We start from the raw sequence: 24,038 nt of genomic DNA, 5'->3' as shown, positions 1-24,038 counted from the left end.
CGCGTTACCTCACCGCCGACGGCCGGGGCCGATCAGCGCCGCCCCATGCCGTGGTACTGCCAGCCCGCTGCGCGCCAGGCCGCCGCGTCGAGGCAGTTGCGCCCGTCGATGATGATCCGTCCGCGGACCAGACCGCCGGCGTGCGCAGGGGAGAGGTCGCGGCGGTACTCGTCCCACTCGGTCACGATCACGACCGCATCCGCTTCCCGAAGCGCATCATTCCGGTCTCGCGCGTAACCCAGCTGCGGATGGGCGGCGGCGGCATTGTCCAGCGCGGCGGGGTCAGTCACCACCACGTCCGCTCCGAGTCCGCGCAGGCGAACGGCGACGTCGAGGCCGGGGGAGTCGCGGATGTCGTCGCTGAACGGCTTGAACGCGGCGCCGAGAACGGCGATCCGGCGCCCGAACACGAGCCCGCCCAGCGCGTCCACGACGAGCTGCACGGCCCGCTCCCGGCGCCGGAGGTTGATAGCGTCCACCTCGTGGAGGAAGCCGACAGCTTCACCGCGTCCCAGCTCCTCCGCACGCGCGGCGAATGCGCGGATGTCCTTCGGCAGGCATCCGCCGCCGAAGCCGATGCCGGCGCCGAGGTAGCGCCGACCGATCCGCGAGTCGTGGCCGAGAGCGTCGGCGAGCAGCGCCACGTCGGCGCCGGAAGCATCAGCGATCTCCGCCATCGCGTTGATGAACGAGATCTTGGTCGCGAGAAAGGCGTTCGCGGCGCCCTTCACCAGTTCCGCCGTGGCGAGGTCGGTCACCAGGAACGGCGTCCCGGCCTCGACAGCCGCCGCGTAGACCTCGCGCAGCACCGCGACGCCGCGTTCACCGGCCGCGTCCGGCTCGGCGCCGACCACCAACCGGTCCGGGGTCAGCGTGTCGTGCACGGCCCAGCCCTCGCGAAGGAACTCGGGATTCCACACCACGGTCGCGCCGGAGTCGGCGACGCGGGTCGCGAGTCGTGCGGCGGTGCCGACCGGCACGGTCGACTTCCCCGCGATCACGTCGCCGGGGCGGAGGTGGGGGAGCAGCCCGTCGATCGCCGCATCGACGTATCGGAGGTCGGCGGCGTGACCGCCGGGGATCTGCGGCGTACCCACGGCGAGGAAGTGCACCTGCGCGCCGGCGGCATCCGCCATCCGATCACTGAACCGGAGCCGACCGGACTCCCGCCCCTCGGTGAGCAGCTCCGTCAGCTGTGGCTCGAAGAACGGTGCGGAGCCCGCGTTGAGCGCGGCCACCTTCCGCTCGTCGACGTCGATGCCGATGACGTCGTGTCCGATCGAGGCCATGGCGGCGGCGTGCACGGCACCGAGGTACCCGCAGCCGATCACTGACATGCGCATGGAGACAGCACAACGGACTCCCGCCACGGCACGGCATCCGCTCGGTGAACGTTCCGTGGCCGGCGCCTGTCCACTCCGCGCTGCTGCGGTGACGTGGGTTTTGCGACGTCCGCTGGTAGGGTGGACGAGGTTGACGTGTGTCAATCGCACAATCGAATATCGACTCATGGAGCGAGCGGCGGAGAAGCTGGTCCCCTGTGGTGGGTTCCTCGGCAGGACATGTCGGGTGGCTTTCTACTGGTGGCCAGCGCAGGCGACATTCGCGGGAGTGCCCGCGCGCCCGAACCCTTCCGTTCCGCTCCTTTGAACACGCTCGCGCGTCACATGGACTCGCGAGTCTAAACAAAGAAGGAGAGACCTCTTGGAAGGTCCTGAAATCACCGCCACCGAGGCCGTTCTCGACAACGGCCGCTTCGGCACCCGCACCATCCGCTTCGAGACCGGCCGCCTCGCGCAGCAGGCTCAGGGCGCAGTCGCCGCGTACCTCGACGGCGAGACCATGCTCCTCTCGGCCACCAGCGCAGGCAAGCACCCGCGCGAAGGCTTCGACTTCTTCCCGCTGACGGTCGACGTCGAGGAGCGCTCCTACGCCGCCGGCAAGATCCCCGGCTCGTTCTTCCGTCGCGAGGGCCGCCCCTCCACCGAGGCGATCCTCGTCTGCCGTCTGATCGACCGTCCGCTGCGCCCGTCGTTCGTCGACGGCCTGCGCAACGAGGTCCAGGTCGTCATCACCGTCATGTCGATCGCTCCGGGCGAGTTCTACGACGCTCTCGCGATCAACGCCGCGTCGGCGTCCACGCAGATCTCGGGTCTCCCGTTCTCGGGCCCGGTCGCCGGTGTGCGCCTCGCGTTCATCCCGGGCAACGGCCAGAACGACGACCAGTGGGTCGCGTTCCCGAACGCCGAGCAGGTCTCGGAGGCCGTGTTCGACCTGATCGTCGCCGGTCGTGTCGTCACCAAGGCCGATGGCACGGAAGACGTCGCCATCATGATGGTCGAGGCTGAGGCCACCGAGGGCAGCTGGAACCTGATCAAGGCCGGCGCCACGAAGCCGAACGAAGAGGTCGTGGCCCAGGGCCTCGAGGCCTCGAAGCCCTTCATCGCTCAGCTCGTCAAGGCTCAGGCCGAGCTCGCCGCGACCGCATCGAAGGAGCCGGGCGTCTACCCGGTCTTCCCGGCGTACAGCCAGGAGGTCTACGACTTCGTCGCCGGCCGCTCCTACGACGAGCTCGTCGGCGTCTACCAGATCGCCGACAAGGTCGAGCGTCAGACCGCTGACGACGCGATCAAGGACCGCGTCAAGGCCGAGCTCATCGAGGCCACCGAGGCGGGTTCGCTCCCGGCGGCGGCTCCGCTCGAGTTCTCCGCGGCGTACAAGTCGGTCACGAAGAAGATCGTCCGTGGTCGCATCCTCACCGAGGGTGCTCGCATCGACGGCCGTGGGCTCGCGGACATCCGCCCGCTCGACGCCGAGGTGCAGGTCATCCCGCGCGTGCACGGTTCCGCGGTCTTCCAGCGCGGCGAGACTCAGATCCTGGGTGTCACCACGCTGAACATGCTCAAGATGGAGCAGCAGATCGACTCGCTGTCGCCGGTCACGAGCAAGCGCTACATGCACCACTACAACTTCCCGCCCTACTCGACCGGTGAGACCGGCCGTGTCGGTTCGCCGAAGCGTCGCGAGATCGGGCACGGCTTCCTCGCCGAGCGCGCACTCGTGCCGGTGCTGCCGAGCCGCGAGGAGTTCCCCTACGCGATCCGTCAGGTGTCCGAGGCGCTGAGCTCCAACGGCTCGACGTCGATGGGCTCCGTGTGCGCGTCGACCCTGTCACTGCTGAACGCGGGTGTGCCGCTGCGCGCCCCCGTCGCCGGTATCGCGATGGGTCTCGTCTCCGACGAGGTCAACGGCGAGACCCGCTACGCGGCGCTGACCGACATCCTCGGCGCGGAAGACGCTCTCGGTGACATGGACTTCAAGGTCGCGGGAACGAGTGACTTCGTCACGGCGATCCAGCTCGACACGAAGCTCGACGGCATCCCGACGTCGGTGCTCACGGGCGCGCTGACGCAGGCTCGCGAGGCTCGCCTCACGATCCTCAACGTCCTGAACGCTGCGATCGACGCACCTGACGAGATGGCGCCCACCGCGCCGCGCGTCATCAGCGTGCAGATCCCGGTCGACAAGATCGGTGAGCTGATCGGCCCGAAGGGCAAGACGATCAACGCGATCCAGGACGAGACCGGGGCGCAGATCTCCATCGAGGAGGACGGCACCGTCTACATCGGTGCGACCGACGGCCCCGCGGCCGAGGCCGCTCGCGCCCAGGTCAACGCGATCGCCAACCCCACCAACCCGGAGATCGGGGAGCAGTTCCTCGGCACCGTCGTGAAGATCGCCACCTTCGGTGCGTTCATCTCGCTGCTCCCGGGCAAGGACGGCCTGCTCCACGTCACCGAGGTGCGCAAGCTCGCCGGTGGCAAGCGTGTGGAGAACGTCGACGACGTGCTGTCGGTCGGTCAGAAGATCCTCGTCAAGATCACGAAGATCGACGACCGCGGCAAGCTTTCGCTCGAGCCTGTTCTCGACGATGCCGCCGCCGCTGAGGTAGCGCCCGCAGAAGACGCGGCCGCCGAGTAAGCGCAGAGATCGAACCGGAACCCGGGTCCGTCCGTCGAGGACGGGCCCGGGTTCCGGCGTATCCCGGTGTGATCAAATCGTTATCGGCCGTTTCCGCGCCGTTCCCCGGATTGGTCAGGGCGTTCGATGAATTCGCTTACCCTCGAAGTACGCACCGGGGGGTGCAGATCCAGCAGGTACGCAGGTCGGCACGCACCGATCGACGCGGGGGTGAGAGAGTATGCGGTTGTTCAGCGTAGGCGCAGGAGCGTCGGCCGATCGCGCCCAGCAGCATGCCGAGCACCCGTCCGCACCTATCCCCATCGTCGGACCGGGGGTAGGGGAGACGATCCGCGTCCCGCTCGGCGAGACCGGCTATGAGACCTTCCCGCTGATGCTGGGTGCCGCCGAGTTCGGCTGGAACGTCGACCTCGAGACCAGCCACGGCATCCTCGATCGCTACATGGAGTTCGGCGGCAACGCCATCCACACGGCCGACGGATTCTCCGGCGGACGCAGCGAGCACATCATCGGGCAGTGGCTGCGATCGCGCGGCCGGCGCGATCACGCGGTGCTGAGCGTGCGCATCGGAGCCCACGCCGACAATCCGGGGCTGGGTTCCGTCAACCTCGTGCGTGCCGTCGAGGGGTCGCTGACTCGGCTCGGGGTAGAGCGCATCGATGTGCTGTATCTCGACGCCACGCTCGACGCGACGACCAACCTCGAAGACACCTTGGCGACCGTCGAATGGCTGTCGGACGCGGGGAAGGTCGGTGCCGTCGGAGCCTTCGGCCTGTCGCCGGAGCGCCTCGTCGAGGCACGGATCCTCGCCTCGGCCGGTTATCCGCGCATCCAGGTGATCGATGCGCCGTACAACCTGATCCGTCGTCAGCCGTTCGAAGGCGACCTGCGCCTCGTCGCCGGCGCACAGAACCTCGCGGTCACCCCGTCGCACGCGCTCGAGCACGGTTTCCTCTCGGGGCGTCACCGCAACAAGGCCCTCACCTCACGGGGCGTGCGTGGCGAGCAGCTGCGCGGGCACCTGAATCGGCGGGGGATCAAGATCCTGCGCGCACTCGACCAGGTGGCTGAAGAACTGGCTGTGCCGGTGGCGGCGGTCTCGGTCGCCTGGCTGCTCGCTCAGCGCACGATCGCGGCACCGATCGTGAACACTTTCGCGACGGATCATGTCGACGAACTCATGCAGGGCGCCGGTGTTTCGCTCTCGCGGAGCCACGTCGCCGAGTTGACCCGGGCCGGTAACTGAGCATCGTCCCACCCGTGACATAGGGTGGGATCAAGGCCCGGCGGATGCTGGCGATGAAGCGAGCGAGTTGTGACGCACTACATATATCTGGTCAGACACGGTGAACATCAGGATGCAGAGCATGGTCTCGCCGACGGACCCCTTTCTCCTCGAGGGCAGCGTCAGGCGGAGCTGATCGCCGACCGGCTGTCCGGGCTTCCGCTCGACGCGGTCTGGCATTCGCCGTTGCTCCGCGCGAACGAGACGGCCCGAGCCATCGCCGCTCGTCTGCCGTCCGTCGACCCTGAGCCCACCGCACTGCTCTTCGACTGCGTCCCCACCGGGATGACCGAAGAGACTCCCGCAGTGTTCGAGCCCTTCTTCGGCTCGGTCACCGAAGCCGAGATCGAGGCGGGGCGCGCACAGATGTCGGATGCCGTCGAGGAGTTCCTCGTGCGCAAGACCGGGGAGGTGCATGAGGTGCTGATCACACACAACTTCGTGATCTCGTGGTTCGTGCGCGAGGTGCTCGCAGCGCCTGAGTGGCGGTGGATGACGTTGAACCAGTCCCACTGCGGTCTGACGGTCATCGCGCAGAAGCAGGGGCGTCCGTGGACGCTTCTCACGCACAACGACACCGGGCATCTTCCGGTGGAGCTGCGAACGGGAATCCCCGACGCGCTTCTCGTCTGAGCTCTCGCTCCCGAACGGCGGAGACCGCCCGCGCGCCCCCGGCCGGACCGCGTCCCGCGAAATAGACTGGACGCATGACCACGCAGGTAGCCCTCGTCGGCGGAACCGGGAAGCTCGGCACGATCATCGGAGCGGTGATCGATGAGCTCGAGGGCTTCGAGGTGAGCCGTGTGCTGACCTCGTCGAGTGATCTCACCGAACTGGACGGAGCCGATCTCGTCGTCGATGCTTCCACGCCCCAGGTCAGCATCGAGGTCGTCCGCGCCGCCGTCGAACGTGGTACCAACGTCCTCGTCGCGACGTCCGGGTGGTCCTCGGAGCGGATCGCCCTCGTGCGTCCACTCGTCGAGGCTGCCGGCACCGGGGCCGTCTTCATCCCGAACTTCTCACTCGGCTCGGTACTCGGGTCGGCACTGGCTGCGGCCGCCGCCCCGTTCTTCGGCTCCGCCGAGATCGTCGAAGCGCACCGTGAGACCAAGATCGATTCGCCGAGCGGCACGGCGGTGCGCACCGCCGAGCTCATCGCGGCCGCCCGTGCGGAGCAAGGCCCGGTCAGCGCTCCGCATGCGGATCAGCGTGCACGCGGTCAGCAGGTCGGCAGCGTGCCGATCCACTCGTTGCGGCGCCCCGGTGTCGTCGCCAAGCAGGAGGTCATTCTGTCGGGCCCCGGCGAGTCGCTGACCTTCACGCATGACACCACCGACTCGGCGCTCGCCTATGCGCCGGGGATCCGGCTCGCCGTCCCGTTCGCGGTTGAGGCGCGCGGTGTGATCGTCGGCCTGGAGAACATGATCGACATCGGCATCCGCTCGTGATGTCGCGGATCGGCGTCGGGCTGATGGCCGCGGCGCTGCTGGTCTATCTCGCGGTCGCCATCTGGCTGGCTGTGATGTTCATCTCGGTCGGCTCGCCGGTGTCGATCGGCATGGGCATCACGCTGCTGGTGCTGGCTCCGATCGGTGCCTGGGCGCTGGTGCGGGAGATGATGTTCGGCTTCGGCGCGGACCGCCTCGGGCGCCTGCTCGACGCGGAGGGCGGGATGCCTCCGGTGGAGACGGAACTGACCCCCAGCGGTCGCATCGCTCGAGCCGACGCTGATCCGCTCATCGCGCGATACACCGCCGAGGCCGATGCCGCCGATGATGACTGGCGTGCACGCTACCGACTGGGTGTCGTGCAGGATGCGGCCGGCCACCGGAAGGATGCCAGGGCCAGCATTCGCGAGGCGATCCGCCTCTCGCGTCGCTGACCCCGCATCATTCCTCAGGCGAGAGTCGCTTCGAGCGTGATCTCGATGCCCGCGAGGGCCTGCGACACCGGGCAGCCGGTCTTGGCGCCGGCCGCGATCTCCTGGAACGCCTCGGGCGTCAGATTCGGGACCGTCGCGTTCACGTTCAGATGGCTGCCCGTGATGCCGACGCCCGGCTTGAAGGTGACCGAGGCCGTCGTGTTGACGCGCTCCGGCGGCGTGCCGTTCTCGGCGAGTGCGTGAGAGAGCGCCATGCTGAAGCACGAGGCGTGGGCCGCCGCGATGAGCTCCTCCGGGGTGGTCGTGGTGTCGCTGCCCTCGCTGCGCGCCTTCCAGTTGATCGGGAAGGTGCCGAGGTTCGACGACGAGAACGCGACCGTGCCCGATCCCTCCATGAGCGATCCGGTCCAGGTGCTGGCGGCTTCGCTGGTGACGGGCATGATTCCTCCGCTTCTCGGGCCCCGCTCGGTGTGCGGGGCACGTTGCGGCCAGCCTACCGAGGGGCCGGGCGGGACGGAACAGGAGTCAGGCAGCGGCTGCGCGACCGATGATGCCGGCCCTCTGCAGCAGGAGGTAGAGCTGGCAGCCGAGGCAGAAAGCGAAGGCGGCGTTCAGGAACGCGGCGATGAACGCGGCAGCGGTGGCGATCGGCAGCGCCCACGGTACGCCGAGGAGATGCAGCACAAGACCGATGCCGACGACGAACAGCCCCACTCCCTGGGAGAAGCGAGGCGGGCGCGGGTCCTCGAGTTCGGTCGGCGCCGAGAGTCGCGGGCGCACCAGCGTGCGGAAGACGACGCTCCACGGCGTGGTCCGGGGCGAGACGACACCCCACAGGAACAGAAGGGCGATCACGACCGTGAGCAGGAAGCCCGGGTCGAGCGCGCGCTGGGCGGGCGTCGACGAGGAGATCACAAAACCACCGGGCACGAAGGCGGAGTCCGTGAGCGGCTGATAGGCGAACCAGCCGAATGAGCCCGCACTGGCGGGTTCCGTCGATATCCCGATCAGTGCCAGGAACGTCGCGACGAACAGGAGCATCGCGGTGATCGAGGCGGCGAAGCGCGGACCACGGGGATCGATGCCTGCGGGTGTGCTCATGGGTGTGCTCCGGTCTTGGCGCCTCAGACGGCGGCGACGGCTTCTTTGAGGGCGTGCGGGTGCGGCACGCCATGGAATCGTGCGCGGACCGCGCCGGAATCGTCGACCAGGAAGGTTGTCGGCGTCTGCAACACCTTGTATCGCGCGGAGAGATCGGGACGATGCGTCAGGTCCACCTCGACGTGCGCGAGCCCATCGTGACCGGATGCGTAGTCGCGGAGCAGGCGACGGACCTGCGGGCACCGCGCGCACATCTCGGTGCTGAACTGCACCAGGGTGGCGCGCGAGCCGAGTTCCGCCGAGGCGACATCCGCGGGATCGAATCGGAGCGTCCCGCCGTCGCGTCGCCGCCCGTCTCGACGTCGCAGGACGATGCCGACGATCGTCGCGAGCGCGAGAAGCGCCGCTGCGAATCCGAGGGCGAGGGCGGGCGACATGTGTCGAGGCTACGTGCTCCACAGAGGTACCGAGGCCGATGTTTCCGAGCGTGACGAACCCCGATCCCGCCGCGGTGGATCCGCCCGTGACCGGGGGCGGGAAGGTATCGTGGCTGTCATGAGTGCAGCCGTCCCGACGCCCTATGAAGACCTGCTCCGCGATGTGCTGGAGACCGGGACGCACAAGTCGGATCGGACGGGGACGGGGACCACGAGTGTTTTCGGCCGACAGATCCGCTTCGACCTGGCGAAGGGGTTCCCGCTCATCACCACGAAGCGCGTGCACTTCAAGTCCATCGCCTACGAGCTGCTCTGGTTCCTGCAGGGCGACTCCAACGTCGGCTGGCTGCGGGAGCACGGCGTCACGATCTGGGACGAGTGGGCGGACGAGTCGGGCGACCTGGGACCGGTCTACGGTGTGCAGTGGCGGTCATGGCCGACGCCCGACGGCGGCAGCATCGACCAGCTCTCCGAGGTGATCGAGCAGATCCGTCGTTCCCCCGATTCGCGCAGGCTCATCGTGTCGGCGTGGAACCCGGCCGACATCCCCGACATGGCGCTCGCTCCCTGCCACGCGCTCTTCCAGTTCTACGTCGCCGACGGCAGACTCTCGTGCCAGCTGTATCAGCGCAGCGCGGATATGTTCCTCGGGGTGCCGTTCAACATCGCCTCCTACGCCCTGCTCACGATGATGATCGCGCAGCAGGTTGGCCTCGAGCCCGGTGACTTCGTCTGGACGGGCGGTGACTGCCACGTCTACGACAACCATGTCGAGCAGGTGCGCGAGCAGCTGAGCCGTGAGCCGTTCGAGTATCCGACGCTCCGTTTCGCCCGCAAGCCCGAGTCGATCCTCGACTACCGGTACGAGGACTTCGTCGTGGAGGACTACCAGCATCACGCGCCGATCCGCGCGGCGGTGGCGGTATGACCTGGGTCGGGCTCATCTGGGCCGAAGCCCACGGCGGCGTGATCGGTGCCGCGGGGGGCATGCCCTGGCACGTGCCCGAAGACCTCGCGCATTTCAAGGACGTCACTCTCGGGGCCCCGGTGGTCATGGGGCGCAAGACCTGGGACTCGCTTCCGGAGCGCTTCCGTCCGCTCGCCGGCCGCGACAACATCGTGGTGACCCGTCAGCAGGACTGGTCGGAGGAGGGTGCCCGCCGCGCCGCCACCGTCGCCGAAGCCGTCCGCGGCCTGGACCGGGTGTGGATCATCGGCGGCGCGGAGATCTTCCGCCAGGTGATCGGGGATGCCGACCGGCTCGAAGTCACCGAGCTCGACCTCGATGTCGACGGTGACGCCTACGCGCCGGCCAAGACCGGGTGGCGACTCGTCGACGAGGGGGAGTGGCAGACCTCGCGCACCGGTATCCGCTACCGCTTCCTCGGATACGAGCGCTGATGCCCACCGCTCTGATCACCGGCGCAAGCGCCGGACTGGGGGCAGAGTTCGCCCGCCAGCTTGCCCGCCGCCGCGCCGATCTCGTCCTCGTCGCACGTTCCGAGGCCGCGCTGGAGCAGCTGGCGACCGAGCTGCGCAGCGAGTACGGGGTAGCAGTCGAGGTGCTCCCCGCCGATCTGGCAGACGCTGCGGGGGTCGAGAGCGTCGCTGAACGGCTGCGCGACACCGCGGACCCGGTCGACCTGCTCGTGAACAACGCCGGATTCGGGTTGCCGCTCCGCTTCGCCGACAACGACATCGATGATGAGGTACGGCATCTCCGGGTGCATGTCGAGGCGTCGATGCGTCTCATGCACGCCGCTCTGCAGTCCATGCGCGGACGAGGCGGGCGCATCATCAACGTGGCCTCCGTCGCCGGCTTCATCTCCCGCTCGACCTATTCGGCGTGCAAGTCGTGGCTGATCGGCTTCAGTCGGTGGGCGAACGCGGAGTATGCGCGCGACGGAGTCAGCGTCACCGCCCTCTGCCCCGGATTCACGCACACCTCGTTCCACGAGCGGATGGGACTCGCCGTGGGCGAGGAGGGCGTGCCCGCCTTCATGTGGTTGGACGCCCGCGACGTGGTCCGTGCGGGGCTACGCGATGCGGCCCGGGGCAGGTCCGTGTCCATCCCGTCGCTGCGATACAAGGCGATCGTGGCTTTGACGCGTGTGCTGCCGAGTTCGCTGACGTCGGGCGTCGCTCGTCGCGGCCGTGTCTGACGAGCGTCACCGCGTCCGCATGACCTCGACGCGAACCGATACGCTGGGTCTATGACGCACTCGGGCAACCCTTTCGGACAGGTTCTCGTCGCGCTCGTCACTCCGATGACAGCCGACGGTGAAGTCGATTGGCCCGCCGTCGAGAAGCACATCGATGACGTGATCACCGCGGGAGCGGACGGCATCGTCGTGACGGGAACGACCGGCGAGACCTCGACCCTGACGGACCCCGAGAAGCTCAAGCTCGTCGAGGTCGGCAAGTCCGTATCGGCAGGCCGCGCCAAGATCATCACCGGCGGTGGCTCCAACGAGACCGCGCACGCCATCGAGCTCTACAAGGCCAGCGAGAAGGCCGGCGCCGACGGCATCATGATCGTCACGCCGTACTACAACAAGCCGACGCAGGCCGGCATCCTCACGCACTTCCGCCTGGTCGCCGACGCGACCGACCTTCCGGTGATCCTCTACGACATCCCGGGGCGCACCGGTGTGCCGATCAAGTACGAGACGATCCTGCGCCTCGCGAAGCACCCGAACATCCTCGCGGTGAAGGACGCCAAGGGCGACTTCTCCGAGGTGAGCCGCGTGCTCAACCAGACCGATCTGATGTACTTCTCCGGCGACGACGCCAATGTGCTGCCGCACCTCGCGATCGGGGCCACCGGCCTCATCGGCGTGACGGCGAACGTTGCTGCAGCGCCGTATCGTACGATCATCGACGCGGTGAACGCGGGCGACCTGGCCACGGCGACAGCCGCGCACAAGCGGCTCGAGCCGCTCGTGCGCGCTGTCATGACGCACGTCCCAGGAACGGTCGCCGCCAAGTACATCCTGCACGGGCTCGGCCGCATCTCGAGCCCGCGCGTCCGTCTGCCCCTGGTCGGTCCCGAGGAATGGGAGGCCGCGCTCATCGAGGATGAGCTCGACCTCGTCAAGAACGTTCCCGGAGCCGACTTCTCGAACTTCCGACCCGACCGCAACGCGGCTGCGGGTGGTGCCCTGCCGAAGGTGCACGGCACGACGCGCTGAGCCGCGTCCCCACGAACGAACGGACGCGTGGAGTGTCCGACTGAGGAGACAGCATGTCCATTCCCCTGGTAGAACCGGCCGCTCTCGCTGAAGGGACGCTGCGGGTCATCCCGATCGGCGGTCTCGGCGAGATCGGTCGCAACATGACCGCGTTCGAGTACGACGGCAAGATCCTGATCGTCGACTGCGGCGTGCTCTTCCCCGAGGAACACCAGCCGGGCGTCGATCTGATCCTGCCCGACTTCGAGCCGATCCGTGATCGCCTCGACGACATCGTCGGCGTCGTGCTCACTCACGGCCACGAGGACCACATCGGTGCCGTTCCGTATCTGCTGCGCCTGAAGAGCGACATCCCGCTGATCGGTTCGGGGCTCACGCTCGCGCTCGTCGAAGCAAAGCTCAAGGAGCACCGCATCAAGGCTTTCACTCTCACCGTGAAGGAGGGCGAGCAGGAAAGAGTCGGACCCTTCGATCTCGAGTTCGTCGCGGTCAACCACTCGATCCCCGACGCTCTGGCCGTCGCCATCCGGACACCGGCCGGCATGGTGCTCGCCACGGGTGACTTCAAGATGGACCAGCTGCCGCTGGACGGCCGCATCACCGACCTGCGCGCGTTCGCCCGCCTCGGCGAGGAGGGCGTCGACCTGTTCCTCGTGGACTCGACGAATGCCGACGTCCCCGGCTTCACTCCCACCGAGCGTTCCATCGGTCCGGTTCTCGACCAGGTCATCGCCAAGGCACCGCGCCGCGTGATCGTCGCGAGCTTCTCCAGCCACGTCCACCGTGTGCAGCAGGTCATCGACGCCGCGTACTCCAACGGTCGCCGCGTCGCATTCCTCGGCCGCAGCATGGTGCGGAACATGACCATCGCCGAGCAGCTCGGTTATCTGAAGGTGCCCGACGGGGTCCTCATCGACTTCAAGAAGGCGCGCGATCTCCCGGACGAGAAGATCGTCTACATGTCGACCGGTTCCCAGGGTGAGCCGATGGCGGTGCTCAGTCGCATGGCGAACATGGACCACGCGATCGAGATCAGCGAGGGCGACACCGTCATCCTCGCCTCCAGCCTCATCCCGGGCAACGAGAACGCGGTCTACCGCGTGATCGACGGCTTGACCAAGCTCGGCGCCAACGTCGTGCACAAGGCCAACGCGAAGGTGCATGTCTCCGGACATGCCGCCGCCGGAGAGTTGATCTACTGCTACAACATCCTGAAGCCGAAGAACGTCCTTCCGGTGCACGGCGAGTACCGACACCTCATCGCGAACGCCAAGCTCGCGCAGGAGACCGGCGTCCCTGAGGCGAACACGATCATCGCCTCCAACGGCACCGTGATTGATCTCAAGGACGGCGTGGCGAGCGTCGTAGGCCAGCTGGATCTCGGGTTCGTCTACGTCGACGGCTCCTCGGTCGGAGCGATCACCGATGCCGACCTCAAGGATCGACGCATCCTCGCCGAGGAGGGATTCATCTCTGTGATCGTCGTCGTGGATGCCGCGACCGGCCGCATCATCTCCGGTCCCGAAATCCACGCGCGTGGTGTCGCCGAAGATGACTCCGTGTTCGATGACGTCGCGCCGAAGATCGTCGCGGCGCTCAAGGAGGCGGCGGGCAACGGCGTGCGCGACACCCACTCGCTGTCGCAGGTCGTGCGACGCACGATCGGGCGCTGGGTGAACCAGCGGCTGCGTCGTCGTCCGATGATCGTCCCGCTCGTCATCGAAGCGTGACGGCCGCCCGGTATTCACGGTTGGCCGTCATCCCGGCGTAACACCCCGGTTCTATGCTCACGTCATGGACAGGGGCATTGCCCTTCGCAGGGCGGCGCAGACGGATGCGATGTTCCTCGGCGACATGCTCGTCGAGGCCGCCAACTGGCGCGCCGGGGGAGTGCGCCCGAGACACGAGGTGCTGACGTCGGCGGATCATCGACGCTATCTCGCGGGATGGAAGCGGATGTCCGACGACGGTCTTGTCGCCACCAGCGACGATGACATCCCGGTCGGCGCTGCCTGGTATCGGGTCCTGCCGCAGAACGCCCCGGGACTCGGCTTCATCGGAGCCGCTGTCCCCGAGCTGATCATCGGCGTGCACCCGCTCTGGCGGGCTCGGGGGGTGGGACGATCTCTGTTGCGCGGCATAGTGCAGCTCGCCGGCGCAGAGGGGCATGCACGGATCAGCCTGAGCGTCGAGCGTGACAACTTCGCCCGCAATCTGTATCGCGCCGAGGGATTCGCCATTGTCGGGGAGGGTGAGACCCGAGACACGATGGCGCGTCGCACCAGGTAGCCGCCTCCGCGAGGATCGACGGAAAGCCGCGTCATTACGCGGAGATGTCGGCTGTTGGACGTAACGTGAGAGCATGGCCAGGAGTACCACGAAGACAGAGCGCGCGTCGACCAGCGCACCGTCGCGCCCCAAGCGGCAGACGGCTCCCAAGGCCCAGCCCGCACCGAAGAAGTACATCGACGAGGCAGACAAGCCTCCGGTGGCAGTCCGGGCCTGGATCGGACTCGCCCACGGCGTCGGCGGGCTCTTCCGTGCCTTCGGGCCTGAGGCGCTGGAGAAGGACGACCGCCGCGACGGCTTCCCGTTCCTCCTCGTGCTGCTCGCGGCTCTCGGCGCCGTGAACGAGTGGGTCTTCATCGGCAACGAAGTGGCCGAGAACATCAGTGCCTACTCCGTGGGGCTGCTCGTCGGCAGAGTGGCGTTCATCATGCCCCTGCTTCTGCTGGTGCTGGCCGGTTGGCTGTTCCGCCACCCCGCGTCGGTTCACGACAACGGACGCATCGGCTTCGGTTTCGGCCTGTTCGTGATCTCCCTGGCAGGTTTCTGCCATGTCGCCGGAGGACAGCCACAGCCCCAGCCGAACATCACGGCGTTGAACACGGGGGGCGGGTTGCTCGGGTGGTTGGTGGGGCAGCCGCTGACTTACCTCACGAATATCCCTGCCTACATCGTGCTCGCGTTGCTGACCGCACTCAGCATCCTGATCCTCACCAAGACACCGCCGAACCGCATCGGTCGGCGCCTCGGCGATCTCTACGCCTGGATGTTCGACGCCGAGCGTCCGGAAAAGCCCGCCAAAGACGCCGCCGCAATCGATGAGGCCGACAAGGTCGACGACCCCGACGTGCTGCCCTGGTGGCGACGCAACAAGACGGGTCGGGAAGAAGACCCTGACGAGGGCACTCTCGGCTCCGACGACATCACGGCGCTGCTTACGACCTCCGACCCGACTCCGGCCTACGACCAGGCGGTCGTCGTCGAGAATCCCTATGACGCCGCCACCGAGGTGCTGTCCGAGGTTCGCTCGGTCGCGGATTCGCTCGCCGAGCAGCAGACCACGGCGCTCCTCGACGATTCCTCCGACACGGGCGAAGCACCGGAGCTTCCCGGCCTCGACGGCTTCGGTACAGACGGTCCGGGCGACCGGGGTCCGCAGGCTCCCGTGACGCCGTACATCCTGCCTTCTCCCGGCCTCCTCGTCGAAGGGCCGCCGCCGGTTCTTCGCTCCGAGGCCACCGACAAGGTGATCGAGCAGATCACCAGCGTGCTGACGCAGTTCAAGGTCGACGCGAAGGTCACCGGCTTCTCGCGCGGGCCGACCGTCACGCAGTACGAGGTCGAGGTCGGTCACGGCGTCAAGGTCGAGAAGATCCTGCAGCTGAGCAACAACTTCGCCTACGCCGTGGCCTCGAACGATGTCCGCATCCTCTCGCCGATCCCCGGCAAGAGCGCGATCGGCATCGAGATCCCGAACGCCGACAAGGAGATGGTCGCGCTCGGCGACGTCCTCCGGTCGCCGGCCGCGCAGAAGAGCACACACCCGATGACCATCGGCGTCGGCAAAGACGTCGGTGGCAACATCGTCATCGCGAACCTCGCGAAGATGCCGCACCTCCTGGTGGCCGGTTCCACCGGTTCCGGTAAGTCGAGCTTCGTGAACTCCATGATCACGAGCCTGCTGATGCGCGCTCGCCCCGCTGACGTGCGCATGGTCCTGATCGACCCGAAACGCGTCGAGCTCACCAGCTACGCCGGCGTCCCGCACCTCATCACGCCCATCATCACGAACCCGAAGAAGGCGGCCGAGGCGCTGCAGTGGGTCGTGAAGGAGATGGACATGCGGTACGACGACCTCGCGTCGTTCGGCTTCCGTCACATCGACGACTTCAACCGTGCCGTGCGCGCCGGCGAGGTCGAGCTGCCTGTGGGCAGCGAACGTGTTCTCAAGCCGTACCCTTACCTCCTGGTCGTGGTCGATGAGCTCGCTGACCTCATGATGGTCGCCCCTCGCGACGTGGAGGACTCGATCGTCCGCATCACGCAGCTCGCTCGTGCCTCGGGTATCCACCTGGTGCTCGCGACGCAGCGCCCCAGCGTCGACGTGGTCACCGGTCTCATCAAGGCCAACGTCCCTTCGCGACTCGCGTTCGCCGTCACCAGCGTCACCGATAGCCGCGTCATCCTCGACAGCCCCGGTGCAGACAAGCTGATCGGGCAGGGCGACGCGCTGTTCTCCCCGATGGGATCGTCGAAGCCGTTCCGTCTGCAGGGTGCGTGGGTCGACGAGAAGGAGATCGACGCCGTCGTCAAGCACGTCACCCGTCAGGCACGTCCGGACTACCGTCCCGACGTCCAGGAGGCGATGGAGCCGACGAAGAAGAAGGAAGTCGACGAAGACATCGGCGACGACCTCGAGCTGCTGCTCGCTGCCGCCGAGCTCATCGTCTCGTCCCAGTTCGGTTCGACGTCGATGCTCCAGCGAAAGCTGCGTGTCGGCTTCGCCAAGGCGGGTCGCCTCATGGACCTTCTGGAATCGCGCGAGATCGTCGGGCCCTCCGAGGGTTCCAAGGCCCGAGATGTGCTGGCCACGGCCGAGCAGCTCCCGCAGGTGATGGCGAAGCTGCGGGGGGACGACGCTCCCGCGTCCTCCCCGTCTCCGGCTACTCCTCCGGTTCCGCCGATGCCGCAGACGCATGATCCGATCGCCGCTCAGTACGAAGGACTCCCCGAGGTGGAGGCCGAGGGTGGCGACGAAGACGCCTGGGGCCTGACGGGGCGCGACTGATGGCTATTCCTCGGCAGCTGCCCAACGCCATTACGGTCGCGCGTATCCCGCTGGCGGTCATCTTCTTCGTGCTGCTGCTCCTGGGTGGCACCTACGGTCTCCCCGAGCCCGGCCTCCGCTGGGCGGCCGCCATCATCTTCATCGTCGGAATCTCCACCGACTGGGTCGACGGATACCTCGCACGCAAGTACGACATCGTCAGTGACTTCGGCAAACTCTGGGACCCGATCGCCGACAAGATGCTCACCGGAGCGGGCTTCATCGGCCTCGCGATCCTCGGGGAGGTCAGCTGGTGGATCGTCGCGGTCATCCTCGTCCGCGAGTGGGGGATCACGATCCACCGCCTCATGGTCGCGAGCGAGCATGTCGTCGCTGCTGCTTGGATGGGCAAGATCAAGACGGCTTTCCAGGGCGTCGCGCTCGGCTGGGCGCTGCTTCCCCTGAACGTCCTCATCGGGCTCGAAGCCTGGACGATCATCACGTTCATCCTGATGCTCATCGTGCTCGTCCTCACGGTGGCGAGCGGCATCGACTACATCGTCGCGCAGGTACGCGGGGCGCGCCAGAAGCGGGCATGAGCGACGCGGGCGCCGCCGCACTGCTGTCGGCTCTAAATCAGCGCGGCTGGTCTCTGGGCGTCGCGGAGTCCCTCACGGGCGGCGCGTTGTGTGCCGAGATCGTATCCGTTCCGGGCGCTTCCGCGGTCCTGCTCGGCGGCGTCGTGGCGTATGCGACCCCGGTCAAGACGACGGTGCTCGGAGTGGACGCCGAGCTCCTCGCCGCCGAGGGGCCGGTTCATCCGCAGGTCGCCCTGCAGATGGCTGACGGTGTGCGCCGCGTGGTGAGCGTGAACGGCGTCGCGGCGGATGTCGGTGTGTCGACGACCGGGATCGCGGGGCCGGATTCCCCCGACGGCCAGCCGGTGGGAACGGTGCACATCGGGATCGTGACGCCAGACGGCTCCTCGGCGAAGGCGCTGCACCTGCAGGGTGACCGTGATTCGATCCGTGCGCAGACGGTGAACGCGGCTCTTCAGGTGTTGCTTGAGTTCGTCCTGGAATAGTGGCGGTCCGATGTCGGTTATTACCGATGTGCTCACATTCAAACCACAGAGTGCAGGGGTAGATTTCGAGCAGGCCAGGAGTACTAGACTGGCTGTCTCATCGGGGGAAACCTCGAACGATCACACGGGGAGGAGGTTCCGATGATTCTTGTACGACAGGAAATCGGCGATGTGCTGAGGGACTTCCGCCTGCAGAAGGGGCGCACGCTCCGGCAGGTCGCAAGCAAGGCGTCGGTGGCGCTCGGCTATCTCAGTGAGGTCGAGCGGGGGCAGAAGGAGGCGTCGAGCGAGATCCTCGCATCCGTCGCCGATGCTCTCGACGTCCCCATCTCGACGATCATGCGTGAGGTCGGGGACCGCATCTCTGTTCTCGAGGGCATTCAGGTCTTCCCGGATGTCGTTCCGGACGACCTCGTGGCGTCGATCGAACCCCAGCTCTCGCTGCACTGAGCGTCGGCGTGCGGGTGAGCGATGCGTCGTAGCGAGTTCCTTCGCGCGGTCGACACCGAATTCCAGGCGCGGGCCTCTTCGTTGGTGAACGACCTCGGGCTTTCGGCCCTGCGCGGCCGTACGGCGCTCGAGGCTCTGGACGACGGAACTCCGCCGCGGGAGATCTGGCTTGCGTTGTGCGCAGAGATGGATGTTCCGGAGAACCGACGACACGGCGTCGGACGGCAGGAGCCGCGGGGGCGTTGAGTCCCAGGGGATGTCCGCAGGTTACGGCACACAATGTGCAGTGGGCGGCGTGTCGTCGAAGGTCTGTTCGAACCGGGCGTAGTCTTCTGCACAAGTGGTTCAGGCAATCTGTTCTCCACGGTATGTGAGCTCTCCGCGTCGATGTCGGTGGCCTCTCCTACGGTGGAAACAAGCCGAAGAGCCATTACGCCTTGTCGGAGAGTTCCTCCCAGCCGGGAGAGCCGCGACAGCCTACAGGCGGCACCACGCGCGCAGAAGGAGCAGACCATGCCATCACCCGCCGACCGCGAGAAGTCCCTCGAGACCGCACTCGCCCAGATCGACCGTCAGTTCGGAAAGGGCTCGGTCATGCGGCTGGGCAGCGATGAGCGCGCCCCCGTGGCCGTCATCCCCACCGGCTCCATCGCCCTTGACGTCGCCCTCGGCGTCGGAGGTCTCCCGCGTGGCCGTATCGTCGAAATCTACGGACCTGAGTCCTCGGGTAAGACGACGCTGACACTGCATGCGATCGCGAATGCCCAGCGTGGCGGAGGCATCGCAGCCTTCATCGATGCCGAGCACGCGCTCGACCCCGACTACGCGGCGAAGCTCGGCGTCGATATCGACGCGCTTCTCGTCTCCCAGCCCGACACCGGTGAGCAGGCGCTCGAGATCGCCGACATGCTCGTGCGCTCGGGTGCCATCGACCTCATCGTCATCGACTCCGTCGCGGCGCTCGTGCCTCGTGCCGAGATCGAGGGCGAGATGGGTGACTCGCACGTGGGTCTGCAGGCGCGACTCATGTCGCAGGCGCTGCGCAAGCTCACCGGTGGTCTGAGCCAGACAAACACCACCATGATCTTCATCAACCAGCTGCGCGAGAAGATCGGTGTCTTCTTCGGCTCGCCCGAGACCACCGCCGGCGGTAAGGCGCTGAAGTTCTACGCCTCTGTCCGCATGGACATCCGCCGTATCGAGACGCTGAAGGACGGCACCGACGCGGTGGGAAACCGCACCAGGGTCAAGGTCGTGAAGAACAAGATGGCCCCGCCCTTCAAGCAGGCGGAGTTCGACATCCTTTACGGTGTCGGCATCTCTCGCGAGGGCAGCCTGATCGACTTCGGTGTCGAACATGCCATCGTCAAGAAGTCGGGCTCGTGGTACACCTACGATGGCGACCAGCTGGGTCAGGGCAAGGAGAACGCACGGACGTTCCTGCTCAACAACCCCGATGTCGCGCTGGCGATCGAGACGCAGATCAAGCAGAAGCTCGGCATCGGCGGACCGGCGGCCGTGCCTGCTGCGGCAGACGAGCTCGCTGAGCGTCGTCCGGCCTGATGAATGACACACGTGGGGGCGGTCCGGATCGGATCGCCCCCATCATTCCCCTTTTCGGTCGCGCCGCGAAGGATGTCGACCCGGTTTCGATCAGTCCGGGAACGGACGACGACATCTCCGGCGACCGGTCGGATCGCTCCGACGGTGCAGATCTGTGGCGGCCCACGTGGGGTGCGGGTGCATCGCCCGCCGAAAGTGCAGCGGAGTCCGGGAGCCCGAGTGACCGTCATCCCGCCCGTGGGGCGTCAGCCAGATCCGGTTCGCCGGCATCGAGATCCGCCCCCCGGCTTCATGCGCTCGGGGCACCGCCCGCATCGCAGGGCGATACTGAGGATCCGAGTGTGCCGGACGAAGCTCGGAGTGCGGCCGAGGAGTCGCTCGTAAGAAAACTGCGGACGCGATCTCTCTCCATCTCCGAAGCACGTCAGGCTCTGCGAGGGCACGGGCTCGGGAACGGCGTGATAGATGAAGTGATCGAAGACTTCTGTCGTCGTGCCTACCTCGACGATGCTGCACTCGCCAGCGCTCTGGTGACGTCCGGTGTCGAACGGAAGGGGCAGGGGAGAGTCGCCCTCGCTCGTGCGCTGGCTCAACGAGGCATTCCTCGAGACGTGGTCGACGCTGCACTCGACGAACTGCCGGATGACGACGATGAGCGCGCCCTCGAATTCGCCCGCACCAAGGCGCGTTCCTTGAGCCGACTCGACAATGACACCGCGCTCCGGCGTCTGGTGGGGCAGCTCTCTCGACGCGGCTACAACGGGTCCGTCGCGATGAAGGCGGCCAAGCAGGCACTGCGGGAGACTGGCCCGAGTGCGTCGAGCTCGGGGGTTCGATTCGTCGATTCGGACTGAGCAAGCGACGCAGCAACCGCATCCGCACGGCTCGTAGAATGGGTTGATCATGACTATTCCGCGAAGCGAACCGACGATCATCAGCGCCTCGTCCGCAGCCGTCGACGAAGACGGACGCCAGCGATCGTACGAGGTTCGTACTTTCGGGTGCCAGATGAACGTGCACGACTCCGAACGGCTCTCCGGATCGCTGGAAAGCGCCGGCTACGTCCGTGCACTCGACGGCGCCGAGGCCGACGTGGTGATCATCAACACCTGCGCGGTGCGCGACAACGCCGCCGGAAAGCTCTACGGCACCCTCGGGCATCTCGCCTCCGTCAAGCGTCGTAAAGAAGGTATGCAGATCGCGGTCGGCGGCTGCCTGGCCCAGATGGACAAGCAGGCGGTTCTCGACAAGGCGCCCTGGGTGGACGTCGTGTTCGGCACGCACAACATGGGGTCGCTGCCCGGGCTGCTGGAGCGTGCACGCCACAACGGCGATGCGGAGCTGGAGATCCTCGAGTCGCTCGAGGTGTTCCCGTCGACGCTTCCGACGAAGCGTGACTCGGCGCACAGCGGATGGGTGTCGATCTCGGTCGGCTGCAACAACACGTGCACGTTCTGCATCGTCCCGAGTCTGCGTGGCAAGGAGAAGGATCGGCGTCCCGGCGACATCCTCAACGAGATCCGCCTCCTCGTCGAAGACGGCGCCATCGAGGTCACTCTCCTCGGCCAGAACGTGAATTCATACGGCGTCGAGTTCGGCGACCGACAGGCGTTCGGAAAGCTGCTGCGCGCCGCCGGCGAAATCGAGGGACTGGAGCGCATCCGCTTCACGAGTCCGCACCCTGCCGCGTTCACCGATGACGTGATCGACGCCATGGCCGAGACCCCGAGCGTGATGCCGCAGTTGCACATGCCGCTGCAGTCCGGCAGCGATCGCATCCTCAAAGCGATGCGGCGGTCGTACCGCAGTGAGCGTTTCCTCGGGATCCTCGATCGTGTCCGTGCGCGAATCCCGAACGCCTCGATCACGACCGACATCATCGTCGGTTTCCCGGGCGAAACGGACGAGGACTTCGAAGACACGATGCGCGTCGTCGAGCAATCCCGCTTCTCCGGAGCATTCACCTTCCAGTACTCGATCCGTGAGGGCACGCCCGCAGCGACGATGGAGGATCAGGTTCCGAAGGAGATCGTCCAGGAGCGTTACAACCGTCTGATCGCACTCCAGGAGCGAATCTCTCTGGAAGAGAACCAGAAGCAGGTCGGACGCCAGATCGAGGTGCTCGTCTCGACCGGTGAAGGCAAGAAAGACGCCGAGACGCACCGCCTCACCGGCCGCGCTGAAGACAACCGTCTGGTTCACTTCGAAGTCACTGCCGGCTCGGACCTGCCGAGGCCCGGCGACGTCGTGACTGTCAGAGTGACGCATGCTGCGCCTTTCCACTTGCTTGCCGACGATCCGACCGGGGCTCCGCTGCGGATCCGCCGGACGCGCGGGGGCGATGCGTGGGATCGCTCGCAGGCGGAATCGTGCGCGGTGCCGACTCCGGCGTCCGACGGCGGCCTGCGCGCCGTATCTCTCGGTCTGCCGACCCTTCGCGTCGGAGTGTGAGCGAACCGCGCCTCTGGGCGATAGTCGGGGCCACAGGAACCGGGAAGAGCGACCTGGCGCTTGACCTGGCGGAGGCGCTTCGTGCTCGCGGCAATCCGGCGGAGATCGTGAACGCCGACGCCATGCAGCTCTATCGCGGGATGGACATCGGCACAGCGAAGCTCCCTGTCGAGGACCGTCGCGGGATCCCCCACCACCTCTTCGATGTTCGTGAAGTCGATCAGGAAGCGGCGGTCGCCTGGTACCAGCCCGCAGCACGAGACGCGATCGACGCGATTCACCGACGCGGAGGCGATGCGATTCTGGTGGGCGGCTCCGGTCTCTATGTGTCGAGTGTCGTCTACGAGTTCAACTTTCCGCCGCGAGACCCCAAGGTCCGTGCACGCCTGGAAGCAGAGCTGGAGTCGCACGGTTTGGGCGTTCTCCTCGATCGGCTCCGCGCGGAGGATCCGGCAGCAGCGGCGAAGGTCGACCCGCGTAACAGCCGACGGGTCATCCGCGCCCTCGAGGTGCTCGCGCAGGGGAGCAGTACGCACGGCGCGTCCCTGCCGGAGAAGCCCGTACTGTGGCATCGGCGCACGAGACTCATCGGCCTGCATGTCGAACGCTCGGAGCTGGTCGCCCGTCTGGATGAACGCGTCGAGCGGATGTGGGAGGCCGGGATGCTGGCCGAAGTCGCCGAACTGCGGCAGAAGGGTCTCGAGCGGGGCGCCACGGCCTCCAGAGCGATCGGGTACGCGCAGGCGCTTGGCCAGCTGGACGGCACTCTCACCGCGGTGGAAGCCATCGCCGAGACACAGGCGCTCACACGCCGCTACGCCCGTCGACAGGTGTCGTGGTTCAGGCGGTACCGCGACCTGGAGTGGTGGGATGCCCCGGCGGATGCGGAGGCACTCCTGGCTGAGTGAGCCGGTGCGCCGCGACTGACCTCGTCGCGATGTCGGTGGCCGGTGCGAAGCTCACGGTATGGCCACGCATTTCTTCACCGCATCCAGCCTTGACGGATTCATCGCGACCGACGAGCACTCGCTCGACTGGTTGCTCACGCAAGACGTCGATCCCGACGGACCGATGGGCTATAACGCCTTCGAGAAGAATATCGGCGCGCTGGCGATGGGTTCGTCGACCTACGAATGGGTGATGAAGCACGAAGAAGGACGATGGGGCTACAGTCAGCCCACCTGGGTGTTCACGCACCGCGAGATCCCGCTCCCCGAGGGCGCTGATGTGCGGCTGACACAAAGCGACGTGCGGAGCGTGCACGCCGACATGCTCGCTGCCGCCGCAGATCAGGACATCTGGATCGTCGGTGGGGGAGACCTCGCCGGTCAGTTCGCAGACGCGGGCCTCCTGGATGAGGTGTGGATTCAGTACGCGCCGGTGACGCTGGGGTCCGGCGCACCGCTGCTTCCGCGACGGCTCGACCTCGAACTTCTCGAGGTCGCGCGAAACCGCAACTTCCTCTGCGGTCGCTACGCCGTCGTCTCGGCCGGAGCCGCGGAGTGATTTCGTCGAACGCTTCCGTGGCGGGATGCGCGGCGTCTCCGCGGTATGGCCGCG

At 67.0% G+C, this 24,038-nt stretch carries 25 protein-coding genes; 21 read left to right on the top strand and 4 right to left on the bottom strand.

The window, feature by feature from the left end:
* Positions 1-32: 32 nt before the first annotated feature.
* A complete protein-coding gene (locus tag HCX50_RS04540) occupies positions 33-1,343 on the bottom strand; it encodes a UDP-glucose dehydrogenase family protein (RefSeq protein WP_167633168.1) in 1,311 nt (436 codons plus the stop codon).
* A 361-nt stretch (positions 1,344-1,704) separates the two neighbouring features.
* Between HCX50_RS04540 and HCX50_RS04535 the strand changes: the two genes are divergently transcribed.
* From HCX50_RS04535 to HCX50_RS04515, 5 genes are all read left to right on the top strand, one after another.
* Positions 1,705-3,981: a polyribonucleotide nucleotidyltransferase gene (locus HCX50_RS04535; RefSeq protein ID WP_091033524.1), complete on the top strand. Its 2,277-nt coding sequence runs from the start codon at positions 1,705-1,707 to the stop codon at positions 3,979-3,981.
* 220 nt (positions 3,982-4,201) lie between these two features.
* Positions 4,202-5,227, top strand: a complete 1,026-nt coding sequence (locus HCX50_RS04530; RefSeq protein WP_091033523.1) for an aldo/keto reductase — start codon at positions 4,202-4,204, stop codon at positions 5,225-5,227.
* A 69-nt stretch (positions 5,228-5,296) separates the two neighbouring features.
* Positions 5,297-5,899, top strand: coding sequence for a histidine phosphatase family protein (locus tag HCX50_RS04525; protein WP_029263620.1), 603 nt, complete (start codon positions 5,297-5,299; stop codon positions 5,897-5,899).
* Positions 5,900-5,973: 74 nt separating this feature from the next.
* On the top strand, positions 5,974-6,714 hold the full coding sequence (gene dapB / locus HCX50_RS04520; protein ID WP_167633167.1) for a 4-hydroxy-tetrahydrodipicolinate reductase: 741 nt from the start codon (positions 5,974-5,976) through the stop codon (positions 6,712-6,714).
* Positions 6,714-7,148 carry a hypothetical protein gene (locus tag HCX50_RS04515; protein ID WP_091033519.1) on the top strand — a complete coding sequence of 145 codons (435 nt, stop codon included), beginning with the start codon at positions 6,714-6,716 and terminating at the stop codon, positions 7,146-7,148. Before dapB ends, HCX50_RS04515 begins: the two co-directional genes overlap by 1 nt.
* A 14-nt stretch (positions 7,149-7,162) precedes the next feature.
* On the opposite strand, the gene HCX50_RS04510 is transcribed toward HCX50_RS04515, so the two are convergent.
* The 3 genes from HCX50_RS04510 to HCX50_RS04500 all read right to left on the bottom strand — a co-directional run bounded on the left by HCX50_RS04510 (position 7,163) and on the right by HCX50_RS04500 (position 8,686).
* A complete protein-coding gene (locus tag HCX50_RS04510) occupies positions 7,163-7,588 on the bottom strand; it encodes an OsmC family peroxiredoxin (protein WP_029263617.1) in 426 nt (141 codons plus the stop codon).
* Between the two features lie 85 nt (positions 7,589-7,673).
* Entirely contained in the window at positions 7,674-8,249 is a 576-nt protein-coding gene (locus tag HCX50_RS04505) for a DUF4395 domain-containing protein (RefSeq protein ID WP_167633166.1), read from the bottom strand.
* 23 nt (positions 8,250-8,272) lie between these two features.
* Positions 8,273-8,686: a thioredoxin family protein gene (locus tag HCX50_RS04500; protein WP_091033514.1), complete on the bottom strand. Its 414-nt coding sequence runs from the start codon at positions 8,684-8,686 to the stop codon at positions 8,273-8,275.
* A 118-nt stretch (positions 8,687-8,804) separates the two neighbouring features.
* Here HCX50_RS04500 and HCX50_RS04495 point away from each other — a divergent pair, with 118 nt between their 5' ends.
* The 16 genes from HCX50_RS04495 to HCX50_RS04420 all read left to right on the top strand — a co-directional run bounded on the left by HCX50_RS04495 (position 8,805) and on the right by HCX50_RS04420 (position 23,984).
* Positions 8,805-9,614, top strand: a complete 810-nt coding sequence (locus HCX50_RS04495; protein WP_091034478.1) for a thymidylate synthase — start codon at positions 8,805-8,807, stop codon at positions 9,612-9,614.
* Positions 9,611-10,087, top strand: coding sequence for a dihydrofolate reductase (locus HCX50_RS04490; RefSeq protein ID WP_091033511.1), 477 nt, complete (start codon positions 9,611-9,613; stop codon positions 10,085-10,087). The genes HCX50_RS04495 and HCX50_RS04490 overlap by 4 nt, the downstream gene beginning before the upstream one ends.
* Positions 10,087-10,848 carry an SDR family NAD(P)-dependent oxidoreductase gene (locus tag HCX50_RS04485; RefSeq protein WP_091033508.1) on the top strand — a complete coding sequence of 254 codons (762 nt, stop codon included), beginning with the start codon at positions 10,087-10,089 and terminating at the stop codon, positions 10,846-10,848. The genes HCX50_RS04490 and HCX50_RS04485 overlap by 1 nt, the downstream gene beginning before the upstream one ends.
* Before the next feature lie 51 nt (positions 10,849-10,899).
* Positions 10,900-11,877: a 4-hydroxy-tetrahydrodipicolinate synthase gene (dapA, locus tag HCX50_RS04480; RefSeq protein WP_167633165.1), complete on the top strand. Its 978-nt coding sequence runs from the start codon at positions 10,900-10,902 to the stop codon at positions 11,875-11,877.
* A gap of 53 nt (positions 11,878-11,930) precedes the next feature.
* Positions 11,931-13,607: a ribonuclease J gene (locus HCX50_RS04475; RefSeq protein WP_091033505.1), complete on the top strand. Its 1,677-nt coding sequence runs from the start codon at positions 11,931-11,933 to the stop codon at positions 13,605-13,607.
* A gap of 64 nt (positions 13,608-13,671) precedes the next feature.
* Positions 13,672-14,166, top strand: a complete 495-nt coding sequence (locus HCX50_RS04470) for a GNAT family N-acetyltransferase (RefSeq protein ID WP_091033502.1) — start codon at positions 13,672-13,674, stop codon at positions 14,164-14,166.
* 73 nt (positions 14,167-14,239) lie between these two features.
* Entirely contained in the window at positions 14,240-16,951 is a 2,712-nt protein-coding gene (locus HCX50_RS04465; protein WP_091033500.1) for a DNA translocase FtsK, read from the top strand.
* Positions 16,951-17,529 (top strand): CDP-diacylglycerol--glycerol-3-phosphate 3-phosphatidyltransferase, encoded by a 579-nt coding sequence (gene pgsA / locus HCX50_RS04460; protein WP_091033497.1) that lies wholly within the window; start codon positions 16,951-16,953, stop codon positions 17,527-17,529. The genes HCX50_RS04465 and pgsA overlap by 1 nt, the downstream gene beginning before the upstream one ends.
* Positions 17,526-18,014, top strand: coding sequence for a CinA family protein (locus HCX50_RS04455; RefSeq protein ID WP_091033495.1), 489 nt, complete (start codon positions 17,526-17,528; stop codon positions 18,012-18,014). The genes pgsA and HCX50_RS04455 overlap by 4 nt, the downstream gene beginning before the upstream one ends.
* A 141-nt stretch (positions 18,015-18,155) precedes the next feature.
* Entirely contained in the window at positions 18,156-18,464 is a 309-nt protein-coding gene (locus HCX50_RS04450) for a helix-turn-helix domain-containing protein (RefSeq protein WP_017830901.1), read from the top strand.
* 21 nt (positions 18,465-18,485) lie between these two features.
* Positions 18,486-18,710, top strand: coding sequence for a DUF3046 domain-containing protein (locus HCX50_RS04445; protein ID WP_091033493.1), 225 nt, complete (start codon positions 18,486-18,488; stop codon positions 18,708-18,710).
* A gap of 267 nt (positions 18,711-18,977) precedes the next feature.
* Positions 18,978-20,027 carry a recombinase RecA gene (gene recA, locus HCX50_RS04440; protein ID WP_091033490.1) on the top strand — a complete coding sequence of 350 codons (1,050 nt, stop codon included), beginning with the start codon at positions 18,978-18,980 and terminating at the stop codon, positions 20,025-20,027.
* 470 nt (positions 20,028-20,497) lie between these two features.
* Positions 20,498-20,881: a regulatory protein RecX gene (locus HCX50_RS20265; protein ID WP_244175990.1), complete on the top strand. Its 384-nt coding sequence runs from the start codon at positions 20,498-20,500 to the stop codon at positions 20,879-20,881.
* A gap of 49 nt (positions 20,882-20,930) precedes the next feature.
* Positions 20,931-22,478, top strand: coding sequence for a tRNA (N6-isopentenyl adenosine(37)-C2)-methylthiotransferase MiaB (gene miaB, locus HCX50_RS04430; RefSeq protein ID WP_091033485.1), 1,548 nt, complete (start codon positions 20,931-20,933; stop codon positions 22,476-22,478).
* Complete coding sequence (gene miaA / locus HCX50_RS04425) at positions 22,475-23,386, top strand: tRNA (adenosine(37)-N6)-dimethylallyltransferase MiaA (protein WP_167633164.1); 912 nt, start codon at positions 22,475-22,477, stop codon at positions 23,384-23,386. The genes miaB and miaA overlap by 4 nt, the downstream gene beginning before the upstream one ends.
* A gap of 58 nt (positions 23,387-23,444) precedes the next feature.
* Complete coding sequence (locus HCX50_RS04420) at positions 23,445-23,984, top strand: dihydrofolate reductase family protein (RefSeq protein WP_167633163.1); 540 nt, start codon at positions 23,445-23,447, stop codon at positions 23,982-23,984.
* Positions 23,985-24,038: the final 54 nt, after the last annotated feature.

The sequence above is a fragment of the Microbacterium sp. B19(2022) genome, assembly GCF_012030385.1.
GTDB lineage: Bacteria > Actinomycetota > Actinomycetes > Actinomycetales > Microbacteriaceae > Microbacterium > Microbacterium oxydans_B.
Note: the sequence above shows the minus strand (reverse complement) of the source record. Positions and strands in the feature narration are given on the sequence as shown.

Coding starts and splice junctions, on each gene's coding strand:
- HCX50_RS04540 (WP_167633168.1), bottom strand. CDS start 1,343: ATGCGCATGTCAGTGATCGGCTGCGGGTACCTCGGTGCCGTGCACGCC.
- HCX50_RS04530 (WP_091033523.1), top strand. CDS start 4,202: ATGCGGTTGTTCAGCGTAGGCGCAGGAGCGTCGGCCGATCGCGCCCAG.
- dapB (WP_167633167.1), top strand. CDS start 5,974: ATGACCACGCAGGTAGCCCTCGTCGGCGGAACCGGGAAGCTCGGCACG.
- HCX50_RS04515 (WP_091033519.1), top strand. CDS start 6,714: ATGTCGCGGATCGGCGTCGGGCTGATGGCCGCGGCGCTGCTGGTCTAT.
- HCX50_RS04510 (WP_029263617.1), bottom strand. CDS start 7,588: ATGCCCGTCACCAGCGAAGCCGCCAGCACCTGGACCGGATCGCTCATG.
- HCX50_RS04505 (WP_167633166.1), bottom strand. CDS start 8,249: ATGAGCACACCCGCAGGCATCGATCCCCGTGGTCCGCGCTTCGCCGCC.
- HCX50_RS04500 (WP_091033514.1), bottom strand. CDS start 8,686: ATGTCGCCCGCCCTCGCCCTCGGATTCGCAGCGGCGCTTCTCGCGCTC.
- HCX50_RS04495 (WP_091034478.1), top strand. CDS start 8,805: ATGAGTGCAGCCGTCCCGACGCCCTATGAAGACCTGCTCCGCGATGTG.
- HCX50_RS04490 (WP_091033511.1), top strand. CDS start 9,611: ATGACCTGGGTCGGGCTCATCTGGGCCGAAGCCCACGGCGGCGTGATC.
- HCX50_RS04485 (WP_091033508.1), top strand. CDS start 10,087: ATGCCCACCGCTCTGATCACCGGCGCAAGCGCCGGACTGGGGGCAGAG.
- dapA (WP_167633165.1), top strand. CDS start 10,900: ATGACGCACTCGGGCAACCCTTTCGGACAGGTTCTCGTCGCGCTCGTC.
- HCX50_RS04475 (WP_091033505.1), top strand. CDS start 11,931: ATGTCCATTCCCCTGGTAGAACCGGCCGCTCTCGCTGAAGGGACGCTG.
- HCX50_RS04470 (WP_091033502.1), top strand. CDS start 13,672: ATGGACAGGGGCATTGCCCTTCGCAGGGCGGCGCAGACGGATGCGATG.
- HCX50_RS04465 (WP_091033500.1), top strand. CDS start 14,240: ATGGCCAGGAGTACCACGAAGACAGAGCGCGCGTCGACCAGCGCACCG.
- pgsA (WP_091033497.1), top strand. CDS start 16,951: ATGGCTATTCCTCGGCAGCTGCCCAACGCCATTACGGTCGCGCGTATC.
- HCX50_RS04455 (WP_091033495.1), top strand. CDS start 17,526: ATGAGCGACGCGGGCGCCGCCGCACTGCTGTCGGCTCTAAATCAGCGC.
- HCX50_RS04450 (WP_017830901.1), top strand. CDS start 18,156: ATGATTCTTGTACGACAGGAAATCGGCGATGTGCTGAGGGACTTCCGC.
- HCX50_RS04445 (WP_091033493.1), top strand. CDS start 18,486: ATGCGTCGTAGCGAGTTCCTTCGCGCGGTCGACACCGAATTCCAGGCG.
- recA (WP_091033490.1), top strand. CDS start 18,978: ATGCCATCACCCGCCGACCGCGAGAAGTCCCTCGAGACCGCACTCGCC.
- miaB (WP_091033485.1), top strand. CDS start 20,931: ATGACTATTCCGCGAAGCGAACCGACGATCATCAGCGCCTCGTCCGCA.
- HCX50_RS04420 (WP_167633163.1), top strand. CDS start 23,445: ATGGCCACGCATTTCTTCACCGCATCCAGCCTTGACGGATTCATCGCG.